Source organism: Salipiger sp. CCB-MM3 (assembly GCF_001687105.1).
Taxonomy (GTDB): domain Bacteria; phylum Pseudomonadota; class Alphaproteobacteria; order Rhodobacterales; family Rhodobacteraceae; genus Salipiger.
On record NZ_CP014596.1, the window covers coordinates 1,135,998 to 1,149,121 of the forward strand.

The window sequence follows — 13,124 nt, forward strand, 5'->3', positions numbered from 1 at the left end:
GCGAGAGGCCGGACCATGTACAGCAGCCGTCAGACCAGTATCCGTCAGGCCAGCAGCCATGAGATCAGCGCGTCCGCGCGTCTTCTGCCGCAGGTCTTCGATCCCGAGCGCTGCCTGTCCGATCTGCCGCGCGAGATCGAGCCATGGCCCGGCGCAGGGGCGCAGCCGCAGATCTCTGCCTGCCTTGCCCGCGCGCGCCAGCACGGCGGCTGGCGCTGGCCCGAGCGCCCGGTGATCTTCGTGTCCGACCCGCATGCGGATGCCGAGGGGCTGCTGCGCTCGCTGATCGCCGGCGGGGTGATCCGCCGCGAGGGAGGACGGATCGGGCTCACCCGCTTTGGCCAGAGCGCGCGGATCATCCTTGGCGGGGACAGTTTCGACAAGGGCCCGAGCAATCTTGCGCTGCTCGACGCGCTCGGCGCGCTGCGGGGCATTGGGGCGGACCTGCACATCCTTGCCGGGAACCACGATCTGCGCATGCGGATGGCGGTGGACGCGCTGCGCGGGCCGCGCCATGCGCTCAACGAACATCTGTTCGTGCGGATGGGGCGCAAGATCCTGCCCGCGCTGCGCGAGGTGCTTGAGCGTTTCGTCACCCCCGCCGATCTGGCCGCGATGCCGGATGAGGCGGCCTGCCGCGCCCGGCTCTTGCCCGGCGAGGACTGGGCCGCGCGCTTTGCCAAGGCCGCCCGCCCGGAACTGCGCGCCAAGGTCATCGCCAAGGAGGTCGACAAGCTCGAGGAGAAGCTGCGCAAGTTCGACCGCGAACTGGCGCGGGCCGGGCTCAGCCATCGCCAGACGCTGGCGTCGGTGCTGAAGTGCTATGAGGTTTTCTTCAAGCCGGGCGGTGCCTATGCGTGGTTCTACGAGGCGATGGATGTGGTGACCCGCAGCGGCTCGCTGCTCTTCGTGCATGCGGGGCTCTGCGACGATATGTGCGCGCTGCTCGCCAGCGAGGGCGTCGAGGCGGTGAACACGCGCTATCAGGCTGGGGCCGAACGGGCCTCGCTGGGGTTCTACTTCGGGCCGCTGGCGAACCTCGTGCGCACGAAATACCGCGTCACCGACTGCCAACTGACCGAGCGGGGCGTCACCGCGCTGCACGAGGCGGGCATCCATATGGTGGTGCAGGGCCATGTGAACAGCCACGAAGGCCAGCGCCTGCTGGCCAAGCGCGGGCTGCTGCATCTGGAGGGCGACGTTACGCTGGATCGCGCCTCGCGCCGCCTCGAGGGGCTCGACGGGATCGGCGCCGGGGCCACCTTGATTTTTCCGTCCGGGGATGTGATCGGTCTGAGCAGGGACTATCCGCGCGCCAAACATTTCGCGCCGGACCGGATGATCTGACACGCGGCAGCACGGGGAAAGCTGATGGGCGGCTCGACGAAGCGTTTTACGCATGAATCCTTGCAGGATTCCAAGACGATCAAGACGCTTCTGTCTTCGCTGGCCAAGGGGTTTTCCAAGGGCGAGATGACGCTGGGCGACGAGGGGGACGAGCTTGTCCTGAAACCCGGCGGACTGATGAACGTGCGGATCAAGGCGGATCGCGAGGATGGCACATCCACCGTCAGCCTGCGCGTGACATGGTCCGACCCCGCCGAGCCGGATCTCAAAAAGGGTGCGCCCCGCGTCGAAAGCTGAGCTAGGTCATAGCTTGGCAGGGCGGCGCTGGCGGCTGCGATGAGGCCGTGCCGGGCCTTGTGGCCTGTGCTTGCCTCGCCGGTCACTCTGCGGCGTTGGCCAGCCCGGCCAGCTTGTCGATCAGCCGGTCGAGGTCGAAGGGCTTTTGCACCACGTCCACGTCCGAGGCGGGCAGTTCGTCCCCCAGTGCCACGCCCTCGTCGTATCCGGTGACGAAGACGACCTTCAGCGTCGGGCGCGCCTGTCTCGCGGCTTGCGCCAGTTGCCGACCGTTCATTCCCTTGGGCAGGCCGACATCGGTCAGCAGCAGGTCGATCGCCGCCTCAGTGGCCAGCACGTCCAGCGCCTCGGTGCCGGTGCCTGCCTCGAGCACGGTAAACCCGCGGTCGCGCAGGGCGTCGACCACCACCATACGCACGAGGATTTCATCCTCGACCACGAGGATGGTCTTGCCCGAGGCATCAGGCACCGCGCGGCCCTCGGCCGCGAGGGGCTGCGCGTCTTCGGCGGGTGCGAGGCTGCGCGGCAGCAGCAGTGACACGGTGGTGCCCGTGCCTTTCTCGGACCGGATCACCGCCGCGCCGCCGGTCTGCTGCGCAAAGCCATAGACCATCGACAGACCCAGCCCGGTGCCTTCGCCCATCGGTTTGGTGGTGAAGAACGGATCGAAGGCGCGGGCGATCTGGCTTGGGTCCATGCCGGTGCCCGTATCCGTCACCGAAACCTCGACATAGTCGCCCGGCGCGAGGTCGCCTTCCTGCGCCTGATCCGCCTCGCGGGTGCAATTGTCGATGCGGATCGTCAGTTGCCCGCCCTCGGGCATCGCATCGCGGGCATTGATGCAGAGGTTCAGCAGGGCGTTCTCCAGCTGGTTCGGATCCACATGGGTGGGCCAGACATCATCAGACGCAACGGTGGAAACCTCGATATGCGGGCCCATGGTGCGCTGCACCAGTTCCTCCATGCCGCGCGTGAGCTGCACGAGGTCCGTCGGCTTGGGGGCGAGCGATTGCTGGCGCGAGAAGGCCAGAAGGCGCTGGGTGACATGGGCGGCGCGGTCGGTCGCGCTTTTGGCGGCGTCGAGATATTTGGCGAGATCGTCGCTGCGCCCCTCGTCCAGACGCTTGCGCATCATCTCCAGCGACCCCGAGCAGGCCGCCAGCAGGTTGTTGAAATCATGCGCGAGCCCGCCGGTAAGCTGTCCCACCGCTTCCATCTTGTGCGCCTGCCGCAGCGCCTCTTCCTTGGCCATCAACTCGTTGGTCTGCTCGGTGACGCGCTGTTCCAGCGTCTCGTTGAGGCGCGAGAGCTCGGCAATGGCACGGTCGCGCTCGGCCTCGACTGCGCGGCGCGCGTCGATGTTCATCAGAACGCCAGAAAAGGTCTTGGGCTTGCCGTCGCGGTCATGTTCGACGCTGCCGTTGGCCTCGATCCAGTGATACGCGCCGTCGGCCTGAAGCACGCGGAACTGCTGGGCATAGGGGCCACCGGCGGCAAGCGTCTCGTTGATCCGCTGCAGCAGCGTGTTCTTGTCCTCTGGGTGGACATTGGTGACCAGAATATCGAGGGTCAGCGCCGCGCGGTCCTGCTCGGGGGCAAGCCCCATGGCCTCCGCAAGTGCTTCATCGACGATGAATGCATTCGCGGGCACGTCCCACACCCAAGTGCCGACGATGGCACCCGCGGCAAGCGCCAGATTGACCCGCGCTTCGTTTTCCCGCGCCCGCGTCTCGCTCTCGCGGATTTCCGCCTCGGCGCGCTTGCGGTCGGTGACATCGCGAAACAGCACCGCGACCTGGCCAAGGCTTTCCGGCTCCACCCGCCGGGCGGATACCTCGATGAAGCGGCCGATCTCCGAGAACTGGCGTTCAAAGCGGATCGCCTTTCCCGTCGCAAGCACCTCGCCGTAAATCTTCACCCACTCGCGCCCGTCGTTGGGGGCCACATCAAAGACCGTCTTGCCGACGATCCCCTGAATGCCGGTGTGCCGCTCGTAGCCCGAGTTGGCCTCAATGTGCACGTAGTCCGAAAGCGGACCGTCTGGGCCATCAATGAATTGGATGATGCAAAACCCGTCGTCGATGATTTCGAAGAGCGCGCGATAGCCGGCCTCGCGGCGCTCCCTCTCGTTCTGCGTCCTTTGATCATCGGATGCAGGGTCGGAGGTTTCTGCCGGTGAAGGCCGTCTTGGTTTGAAGAGCGAAAAACGCATCACGGCCTCGGGCGATTGCAAAGTGTCACAAGTCAGCATGTAGATGCGCGCGTGCCGTAGCAAAGCCCTTTCGGGCGAGTGTCACTGTCTTGCACCACTTATGTTGTGGCAGCGCGGTCGGGTGGTCAGGAAAGCTCCGCCATCGCCTTGGGGTAACGCGCAGCGACTTCCGCGGGGATTGCGCTTGGCCCGAAGCGCCTTGCGACGATGGTCAGCACGCAGCGGATGACGTTGTCGCGTTGCGCTTCATGAAGGAAGAGGCGGGCAGATGTGTAGTGGCAGTGCATCAGCACGCCGACGCACATCTTGCGCGACAGGGCCATGGTGGCGACCCGCCCGCGCAGCGAAAGGTTGTGCGGATCGCCGAACATCGGCTCAAAGAACAGCGGCGCAAGCGGCGAGACAGCATAGAGTTCGCGGCGGCTTTCGGCGAGCCCCTTCGCATCTGCGGCGGCAACCAGTGCCTGACACTTGATGGTCAGCGCATAGAGGTGGGTCTTGGATCGCGGCGTTGCGAGATGCAGCGCCTGATCCAAGCAGGGCAGCGCAGCCTCGAAATCGCCGTGATAGGCCCGCAACTGGCCGATCAACGGCAATGCGCTGTCCACCGCGAGGCTCGAGCGATAGGCGTCTTCTGCGATTTCGCGCGCGAGGTCCTTGTAACCGCGGTCGAGGAAGTGCAGCAGCTTCGCGCCCATGATCGCGACCTCCGGCGCGCCGCGGATATGCGGCATCGCTTCAAGGACCAGCGTTTCGATCCCGTCCTCATCTTCGGCGCGCCCATCGACGCCATCGGCGAAGAGCTTGTGTCCGAACAGGATGTATTTGGTATGCAGATGCGATGCCTGCAGAATCTTCAGGCGGGGATCATCCGGCGCATCGGCGCGCAGTTCCTGAATCCGCCTTTCGGACAGTTTCCAACTGGCCATCGAATGGCGCTCACGTTCCCCCAGCAAAGCCTTCAGACGCGCGAGGCTGTCCGTCGCGGTGCCGTCCTCGGGCTCTTTTTGTAAGCCGGCGAGATGCATCATCACCGGCAGTGGGCCGCCGCTCTCGGCGGAAGTGGCGATCATATGCCACGCATCGTTGAGGACACGGCGAGCCAGTTCATCGGCCACGTCAGGCATCGCCGAGCCCGTCGCCGCGTCATTCGAAGCCAGTGCGTTCCGGTGCATGGCGAGAATGCGGCCGGTGTCGAAAAGCTTTGCCGCGGTGATGCAGTGGACCTGCCCGGCTTCGGCGAAGAAGGTCAGTTCAAGCGTCAGCTTCGGCTCGGTCCCGGCCCGGACGTGCGGCTGCGCGCCGCTGGGAAGGAAGGCGACGCGCTGGCCTTCGGCGACCTGTGATTTCGTGGCGCGGAAGACTTCGGCGGCGAATGCCTCGGCCTGACCGCGCAGCGGCCCGAGCGGTGCCAGCCCGCGCAACGGCCCAACGATCATATCCGCCTCCTCGGCGTCGCGCTCCAGCACGGGCGGCGCGGCGACCCAGAGATAACCCTCGCCATAGCGCGTGGCGATGAAGCGCGGATCGCGCGCGTTGTCGGACAGTTTGCGCCGCAGCCGGTTGATGATGAAATCGATGTTGCGTTCGTTGCGGTCAGAGCCAACCTCGCTCAACCCGTCGAGAAGCATCTCGCGCGTGGCGATCCGCTCGGGATGACGTGCCAGAAGCGCCAGCGTGCGGGCTTCAGAACGGGTGAAACGCAACTGCTGTCCGTCTTCGCCCCATGCCGAAGAGAAATCTTCAGAAAACGTCAGGCTGTGAATAGGTCCGATCTCGGTAATTGGATGCGCTCCTCGACCAGCGAAGGGCTAGGCAAAATAGGGAATTATAGACTTTTTGAATTGCTGAGTGAGTGTTGCCGAAAACACTATCACGAATATCGGTTCTCCGGCAGCCTGATATGCATGTTTTGGTCGAGTATTGCTAACGGTTCGAGATTTAAATCAGAACATGCGTTTCGGAGGAGGTCCGCAATTTGATCATAAAATCTATTGTTTCAGGGCTTTTGCTCTGCACCCTTCTGGTCTTGGGGGGCGAGGCGCGGGCGCAGTCGTTTTTTGCCGAGTTTGTCGCGGATCCGGTGACCGGGGTGGATCGCGGCTCCACCACGCAAATCCGACGGGTAGACGAGCCTCAGCGGTTTGTGACGCTCTCTTCGATCGGGTCCGAGCCCATCGGTCCCTATATCGCGTCGTTCGGGCTTTCACTTCCGTTTGCGCTGCCGGTGGCGAGCCAGCTTGATCTGGTCGCGGTGGTTGGCGGTCCGGCCGAAGAGGGCGGACGCGAGTTGCTGGCCGGAGGGATCGGCTATCGCTTCGATCTCGGGGCTGAGACGACGGTCTATATCAACTACGATGCGGGTGGCTATCTTTTGGGGACTGAGGATTTGCTGCCGCTCGACGTGCGAGGCAGCAACGACACCCTGTCTTTAGGTCTGCGCCGGGTCTGGAGTACAGGGCTGAATGCGCGGCTGACCGGATCGCTGGAACTAACCGCCAGAGGCAGCCGCGCCGAGGTGCTTGGCCAACCGGGGACAGACGAAAATCTGCGCCTTTTGCGGTTCGCGCTTTTGCATGAGACCGGGCAGCTGTTCGGCGCGAGGCGCCGTCTTTCAGTCTCGCTCACGAAAGGGCTTGCCGGGTTGGGGGCGTCGCGCGCCGACAACCCGCGCGCGAGCGCACCCGGAGTGACCAGCGAGTTCCTGCGGCTGGCGGCGAGCGCCGAGGCTTCGGTGCCGCTGCGGGGCAAGAATTTCCTGAACTTCGGGGTGATCGGCCAGTACAGTGTAGACAGCTTGCCGCCTAGCCAGCGCTGTGGCTATGGCACAAACAACTACGCGCGCGGCTTCGATCAAAGCTTCGTCAATGGCGATCGCTGCTTAGGTGCGCGGATCGAAGTCGCCCATGATTTCCGTGGCCCCGCCCTGCAGTCCGGCAAGCTGCAACGCACGCAGGGCTTCGTCGGGCTCGATGGCGGCTGGCTGCGGGACAACAGCAATGCGCTGCTGCGCGCCGAGACTGATCAATGGGCGAGCCTGTCATGGGGGTTGCGGCACCTACAGGGAGATTTCCTCGGCGAGCTGTCGATCACCCATATCCTCGACGAACCTCTCGGCGCGGCGGATCAGGACACGAACCGTCTGTGGTTTCAGGCCGCCTATCAGTTCTGAGCCGCAAAAGCCTCCGGGCGAACTGCGATTTTCAAATAGTCTCACAACAATTGGCCCGCATCCTCTGCCCAGTGGTGCTTAGGTCACTCACCTTCCCCCGGCATCACTCCCGACATTCCGTTGGAGAGATTGCATTATGTCCGATATTCTAGAAGCCATCATGCTCGTCGCATTCTCGACTGGTTGGTACTGCTCAATTTACAAAATGCTGCGCGTCCGACAGGCGCGTGGCAAGAGTTTGCCCTTCGTTTTGGTCATCTGCTTTGGCTACCTCTGCGGCGTCGCCTCCAAGCTGATGATCTATGTGCAGACCGGTGCGATGCCGCCGATCATCGTTCTCTACGCCATCAATGCGCTGGTCATCGCGGTCGATGCCTCTCTGGTGGTGCGCTATACGCGCCACCCTGGCAGCGAACGGGATCTGACCCTCGCGTCGGCGCTGCGCGCTCTGGTGGCTCCCAGCCAGAGTCGTCGCGCCCGCAGCGGGGCCTGACCGCGGCGTCGCAGCCGTCGTCGCCGATTGTCCCGACAGGGCGCGCAGGACTTTGGAACCTCCTCGCTGTGCCGTTTGTGGCAGCAGTCTCCGCCTGCGCGCCTGCCCACATTTGATTTCATCCGGAGATTTTTCATGACGATAGAACTGCCACCATCGCAGATCCGCGTCCGTACGGTGGCGGGAGGCTTCTACAGAGGTTTCAATCCCGTCGTCTCGCTATCGGCCAAGCTGCTGATCACCCTCGGAACCTTGTTTCTGCTACTGGCGCCGGAGGTCTCGACAACCGTTCTGGAGGCGCTGAAACGTCTTACGCTGACGCGCTTCGCGGGCTGGTATGTCTACATCATGGGCGGCTTTGTGGTGTTCAATCTGGTGCTTGTCTGCCTGCCGATCTCGGGGCGGATCACGCTGGGCATACCGGGTGTGAAGCCCGAACATGGCACGTTGTCGTGGCTGTCGATGATGTTCTGCGCAGGCATCGGTATCGGCATTCTGGTGTTTTCCGTGAGCGAACCGGTGTCCAACTTCCTCAGCAACCCCGACATTCTGGCCGGCGACATCTCTGCCGGCAGCGCCGAGACGGTGCCCTCTGCCATGCGCTTCGTGTTTCTGCACTGGGGGCTGTCGGCGTGGAGTTGCTACGTGGTGATCGGCCTTGCGCTCGGTCTCGCTTGCCATCGCAGCGGCCATCCTATGACCATCCGTTCGGCGCTGGCCGCGCTGCTGGGCCGGAGGCTCGAAGGGGCCTTGGGGCATGGGATCGACATCGTCTCGATCCTCGCCATTGCCGCCGGGATCACCACGACCATCGTGCTTGGACTCGAACAGATCTGCTCGGGCCTGTCGATCCTCACCGGCAGCGCCTTTTTCGCTGATTCCGTAGGCAACCCGCCGTTGGTTGCGCTGCTCTCGGCTCTGGTGCTGACCATTGCGGTGACCATCGCCTCTGTGGTCTCGGGCGTGGAGCGGGGCGTGAAATGGATGTCCAACGCGGGGATTGTTCTGGCCTTCGTGGTGTTGGTCGTTTTTATCTTCTGCGGCGGGCGAGACGGGGTCGCCGTGGTTTTTGCCCAAAGTGTAACGGCCTATGTGACAGCACTGCCCGGGCAAATCTTCACGCTCTACGGTGACGGGTCCGAGCTCGGCGCGGCACAGCGCGGATGGCAAAGCGACTGGACAATCTTTTACTGGGCTTGGTGGATCGCCTTCGCACCCTTCGTTGGGGTCTTTCTGGCGCGCATCTCGCGAGGCCGCAGCGTGCGGCAGTTTATCTGCGGCGCCATGCTGGGCCCTACGGTGATGTGCTTTATCTGGTTCTCTGCCACCGGCGGATCGGCATTGCTGATGGAACTGGGCGGACGCGGGGGCGGGCGCATTCTGGAGGCCGAGCATGCCTTCCGAGTCTTCGCCGCAATTGACGTGATGCTGCCGGGACCGGGGGGCGTTGCCGTGAAGGCGCTGCTGGCTCTGCTCCTGCTGGTGCTGGTAGTGTCCTCGGCCACCGCGGCGATCATCGCGATCAAATCCATCGGCGCAGGGGGCAGCGAACTGGCCGAGACGCCGATGCATTCGATCCTCTGGGCGGTGCTGATCGCCACGGCGACCGGCGCGGTGATTGCGGTGGGCGGCGTCGGCTCGATCCGAGACCTGATGGTGGTCGGCGCGGTGCCGTTTTCTTTCATTCTCGTGGCGATGCTGCTGTCGGTGATCCGGCAACTGGCCGGAGAGGCGAGACGCGGGCGCTGAGGTCGCCACGCGCGCCGAATTTTCCTCGTAGGAAAATTCCCTGTCGCAATTTCTGTGGCGCTGCGCCTATGCTGCAGCCCGCAAGCGATCGACAGGAGAGGCGCGCGTGAAGCGACAGGATCAGGCATTCACCCAAGACCCCCATGCCGAGCGCGGCCCGCGCGAGAAGAACCTCGAGGTGGCCATCGGGCGGCAGGTACGCGATCTGCGGAAGCGCCAGCGCATGACGGGCGCCGAGCTTGCGGCGCAGGCGGGTCTGTCGGTGGGCATGTTGTCGAAGATCGAGAACGGGGTGATCTCGCCCTCGCTCAACACCATCTCTGTGCTGGCGCATGCGCTCCGCGTGCCGCTGGTGCAGCTTTTCGCCGGATATGAGGAAGAGCGCGGCTGCATCCACGTGAAGTCCGGGCAGGGCGTCGAAGTCGAGCGCGCGGGTACCCGCGCGGGCCACCAGTACCACCTCTTGGGGCACCTCGGCTCGAACAACTCGGGCGTCGTCATGGAGCCCTATCTCATCGTGCTCGACAGCGAGAGCGACCTCTTCCCGACCTTTCAGCATGAGGGGCTTGAGATGCTCTATATGCTCGAGGGGCTGCTCAACTACCGCCATGGCGATCAGGAATATCTGCTGGAGCCGGGCGACTCGCTGTTCTTCGACGCCGACGCGCCGCATGGCCCCGGAGAGCTGGTGCAGCTGCCGATCCGCTACCTTGCGATCATCTCCTACCCTCAGGCGCGCTAGCGGGCGCACAGTTTTTGGGCAGTGACGCTCTGCAGGCCGAAACTTTCCATAAGAGATATAAATATTCTTGATGGGAAAGTTTTGCTCCGTTACCCAGCAGGGGACGGGCGCGCCGCGCCCCTGACCTAACGGAGAAAACCATGTGTGGCATCGTTGGCCTCTTCCTCAAGAAGGATGACCTGCGCCCCAAGCTGGGCGACATGCTGACCGACATGCTCATCACCATGACCGACCGTGGCCCCGACAGCGCGGGCATTGCGATCTACGGTGATGAGACGGGCGGTCTGAAGATCACCGTGCAGAGCGACACGCCCGACGCGGCCTTCGCCGGTCTTGGCGAGGCGCTGGCCGAGGCCTTCGGCCCCGATGCCACGCTGCGCGTCGTCGACACCCATGCGGTGCTGACCCTGCCGAAAGAGCATGAGGCGGCGGCACTCGACTGGCTCGAGGCGCGCGGGCTGCGCGTCATGGGCGCGGGCGAGAGCATGGAGATTTTCAAGGAGGTCGGCCTGCCTCGAGACGTGGCCGCCCGCTTCGGCATCCGCGAGATGGGCGGCAGCCACGGCATCGGCCACACCCGCATGGCCACGGAATCGGCGGTGACCACGCTGGGCGCGCACCCGTTCTCGACCGCTGACGATCAGTGCCTCGTGCACAATGGCTCGCTGTCGAACCACAACGACATGCGCCGCCGACTGGCCAAGAAAGGCGTCTTCACCAAGACCGAGAACGACACCGAGGTGGGCGCGGCCTATATCTCCTCGCGCATCGCCGAGGGAGCCACGCTGGGCGAGGCGCTGGAGGGCACGCTGAAGGATCTCGACGGCTTCTTCACCTTCGTCACCGGCACCAAGAACGGCTTTGGCGTGGTGCGCGATCCGGTCGCCTGCAAGCCCGCGGTGATGGCCGAGACCGACGACTATGTCGCCTTCGCCAGCGAGTACCGCGCCTTTGCCGATCTGCCGGGCATCGACGCCGCCCGCGTCTGGGAGCCCGAACCCGCAACCGTCTATTTCTGGGAGCGCTGAGAATGCCGGTACTGGATATGTCGCAAACGCCGCTGCGCGAAGTCAACGCGGCGCTGCAGGAGGCCGCGAAGGCGCAGGCCAACGAAAGCTTCACGATTGAGAACCCGCGCGGCGCGCATGCCATGGCGGTGGGGCTGGACGGGCCTCTGTCGGTCACCGTCAGGGGCAATACCGGTTACTATTGCGCCGGGATGAACAAGCTCGCCACGGTGCACGTCGAAGGCTCGGCCGGTCCCGGCGTGGCCGAAAACATGATGTCGGGTGAGGTGATCATCGACGGCGACGCCAGCCAATACGCCGGGGCCACCGGCCATGGCGGGCTGCTCAACATCAAGGGCAACGCCAGTTCGCGTTGCGGCATCTCGATGAAGGGCATCGACATCGTCGTGCATGGCAGCATCGGCCACATGTCGGCCTTCATGGCGCAGAAGGGCAATCTGGTCGTTCTGGGCGATGCCGGGGATGCGCTGGGGGACAGTCTCTACGAGGCGCGGCTCTTCGTGCGCGGCACGGTCAAATCGCTGGGCGCCGACTGCGTCGAGAAAGAGATGCGCCCCGAGCATCTCGCCATCCTCAAGGACCTGCTCGAGCGCGCGGGCGCCGATGCCAAGCCCGAAGAGTTCAAGCGCTACGGCTCGGCTCGCAAGCTCTACAACTTCAACATCGACCACGCCGACGAATACTGAGGAGCGGACAATGGACAAGACCCCCCACACCGAGCCGCGCCAGTCCTGGACCTTCTCGCGCGAGGTGAATTCCGAGATCCGCCGCGCGGCGGCGACCGGCATCTATGACATTCGTGGCGGCGGGGCGAAGCGCCGCGTGCCGCATTTCGACGATCTGCTGTTTCTCGGCGCCTCGATCTCGCGTTACCCGCTCGAAGGCTACCGCGAGAAATGCGACACCTCGGTCACGCTCGGCACGCGTTTCGCCAAGAAGCCGATCGAACTGAAGATCCCGATCACCATCGCGGGCATGTCCTTTGGCGCGCTCTCGGGCAATGCTAAGGAGGCTCTGGGCCGCGGCGCGACGCTGGCAGGCACCTCGACCACCACCGGCGACGGCGGCATGACCGAGGAAGAGCGCGGCCACTCGGAAAAGCTGATCTACCAGTATCTTCCCAGCCGCTACGGCATGAACCCCGACGATCTGCGCCGCGCCGATGCCATCGAAGTGGTCGTGGGGCAGGGGGCGAAGCCGGGCGGCGGCGGCATGCTGCTGGGCCAGAAGATCACCGAACGGGTCGCCGGGATGCGCGATCTGCCGGTGGGCATCGACCAGCGCTCGGCCTGCCGTCACCCCGATTGGACCGGGCCGGACGATCTGGAGATCAAGATCCTCGAGCTGCGCGAGATCACCAACTGGGAAAAGCCGATCTACATCAAGGTCGGCGGCGCGCGGCCCTATTATGACACTGCGCTCGCGGTGAAGGCCGGGGCCGATGTGGTGGTGCTCGACGGGATGCAGGGCGGCACCGCCGCGACGCAGGATGTGTTCATCGAGAACGTCGGCCTGCCGACGCTGGCATGCATCCGCCCCGCCGTGCAGGCGCTGCAGGATCTGGGCATGCACCGCGAGGTGCAACTGGTGGTTTCGGGCGGCATCCGCACCGGCGCCGATGTGGCCAAGGCGCTGGCTCTGGGGGCCGACGCGGTCGCCATCGGCACCGCCGCTCTGGTCGCGCTTGGCGACAATGATCCCAAATGGGAAGACGAGTACCGCAAGCTCGGCACCACCGCCGGGGCCTATGACGACTGGCACGAAGGGCGCGATCCGGCGGGCATCACCACGCAGGATCCCGATCTCATGGCGCGGCTCGATCCCATCGCCGCGGGACGCCGTTTGCGCAACTACCTCAACGTGATGACGCTGGAATGCCAGACCATCGCGCGCGCCTGCGGCAAGAGCCATGTGCACAATCTTGAACCAGAAGACCTCTGCGCGCTGACCATGGAGGCCGCCGCCATGGCGCGCGTGCCGCTCGCCGGGACAGAGTGGTACCCAGGCAAGCCGGGCTTCTGAACCGGCTGCAAGCGACGGGAAGACCGGGCGAGGGTGCGCAGACGCCCCGCCCGCCACAACAG

Annotated in this window: 11 protein-coding genes; 9 read left to right on the forward strand and 2 right to left on the reverse strand. The window is 64.7% G+C overall.

Annotated features, from left to right (window positions below; translation table 11 throughout):
• Nucleotides 1-15: 15 nt before the first annotated feature.
• Nucleotides 16-1,347 (forward strand): metallophosphoesterase, encoded by a 1,332-nt coding sequence (locus AYJ57_RS18945; protein ID WP_217621122.1) that lies wholly within the window; start codon nucleotides 16-18, stop codon nucleotides 1,345-1,347.
• A 60-nt stretch (nucleotides 1,348-1,407) separates the two neighbouring features.
• Entirely contained in the window at nucleotides 1,408-1,644 is a 237-nt protein-coding gene (locus AYJ57_RS18950) for an amphi-Trp domain-containing protein (RefSeq protein ID WP_237220228.1), read from the forward strand.
• Nucleotides 1,645-1,726: 82 nt separating this feature from the next.
• Here AYJ57_RS18950 and AYJ57_RS18955 read toward each other — a convergent pair whose 3' ends face one another.
• The gene (locus tag AYJ57_RS18955) at nucleotides 1,727-3,856 is read right to left on the reverse strand and encodes an ATP-binding protein (RefSeq protein ID WP_083191407.1); all 2,130 of its coding nucleotides are present in this window, start codon (nucleotides 3,854-3,856) and stop codon (nucleotides 1,727-1,729) included.
• A gap of 125 nt (nucleotides 3,857-3,981) precedes the next feature.
• A complete protein-coding gene (locus tag AYJ57_RS18960) occupies nucleotides 3,982-5,562 on the reverse strand; it encodes a helix-turn-helix domain-containing protein (protein WP_066109686.1) in 1,581 nt (526 codons plus the stop codon).
• Between the two features lie 323 nt (nucleotides 5,563-5,885).
• On the opposite strand from AYJ57_RS18960, the gene AYJ57_RS18965 reads away from it, so the two are divergent.
• The 7 genes from AYJ57_RS18965 to AYJ57_RS18995 all read left to right on the forward strand — a co-directional run bounded on the left by AYJ57_RS18965 (nucleotide 5,886) and on the right by AYJ57_RS18995 (nucleotide 13,062).
• Nucleotides 5,886-7,028: a ShlB/FhaC/HecB family hemolysin secretion/activation protein gene (locus AYJ57_RS18965; protein ID WP_157374267.1), complete on the forward strand. Its 1,143-nt coding sequence runs from the start codon at nucleotides 5,886-5,888 to the stop codon at nucleotides 7,026-7,028.
• 136 nt (nucleotides 7,029-7,164) lie between these two features.
• The gene (locus AYJ57_RS18970) at nucleotides 7,165-7,521 is read left to right on the forward strand and encodes a hypothetical protein (RefSeq protein WP_157374269.1); all 357 of its coding nucleotides are present in this window, start codon (nucleotides 7,165-7,167) and stop codon (nucleotides 7,519-7,521) included.
• Between the two features lie 135 nt (nucleotides 7,522-7,656).
• A complete protein-coding gene (locus AYJ57_RS18975; RefSeq protein WP_066109695.1) occupies nucleotides 7,657-9,270 on the forward strand; it encodes a BCCT family transporter in 1,614 nt (537 codons plus the stop codon).
• A gap of 106 nt (nucleotides 9,271-9,376) precedes the next feature.
• Entirely contained in the window at nucleotides 9,377-10,012 is a 636-nt protein-coding gene (locus AYJ57_RS18980; protein ID WP_066109698.1) for a helix-turn-helix domain-containing protein, read from the forward strand.
• Between the two features lie 140 nt (nucleotides 10,013-10,152).
• The gene (locus tag AYJ57_RS18985; RefSeq protein WP_066109700.1) at nucleotides 10,153-11,040 is read left to right on the forward strand and encodes a class II glutamine amidotransferase; all 888 of its coding nucleotides are present in this window, start codon (nucleotides 10,153-10,155) and stop codon (nucleotides 11,038-11,040) included.
• Between the two features lie 2 nt (nucleotides 11,041-11,042).
• Nucleotides 11,043-11,726 carry a GXGXG domain-containing protein gene (locus AYJ57_RS18990; protein WP_066109703.1) on the forward strand — a complete coding sequence of 228 codons (684 nt, stop codon included), beginning with the start codon at nucleotides 11,043-11,045 and terminating at the stop codon, nucleotides 11,724-11,726.
• Between the two features lie 10 nt (nucleotides 11,727-11,736).
• A complete protein-coding gene (locus tag AYJ57_RS18995) occupies nucleotides 11,737-13,062 on the forward strand; it encodes an FMN-binding glutamate synthase family protein (protein ID WP_066109706.1) in 1,326 nt (441 codons plus the stop codon).
• Nucleotides 13,063-13,124 lie beyond the last annotated feature (62 nt).

Bases quoted from the DNA above. Each gene is read 5' to 3' on its own strand.
- AYJ57_RS18955 (WP_083191407.1), bottom strand. From the start codon at position 3,856: ATGCGTTTTTCGCTCTTCAAACCAAGACGGCCTTCACCGGCAGAAACC.
- AYJ57_RS18970 (WP_157374269.1), top strand. From the start codon at position 7,165: ATGTCCGATATTCTAGAAGCCATCATGCTCGTCGCATTCTCGACTGGT.
- AYJ57_RS18990 (WP_066109703.1), top strand. From the start codon at position 11,043: ATGCCGGTACTGGATATGTCGCAAACGCCGCTGCGCGAAGTCAACGCG.
- AYJ57_RS18985 (WP_066109700.1), top strand. From the start codon at position 10,153: ATGTGTGGCATCGTTGGCCTCTTCCTCAAGAAGGATGACCTGCGCCCC.
- AYJ57_RS18945 (WP_217621122.1), top strand. From the start codon at position 16: ATGTACAGCAGCCGTCAGACCAGTATCCGTCAGGCCAGCAGCCATGAG.
- AYJ57_RS18975 (WP_066109695.1), top strand. From the start codon at position 7,657: ATGACGATAGAACTGCCACCATCGCAGATCCGCGTCCGTACGGTGGCG.
- AYJ57_RS18995 (WP_066109706.1), top strand. From the start codon at position 11,737: ATGGACAAGACCCCCCACACCGAGCCGCGCCAGTCCTGGACCTTCTCG.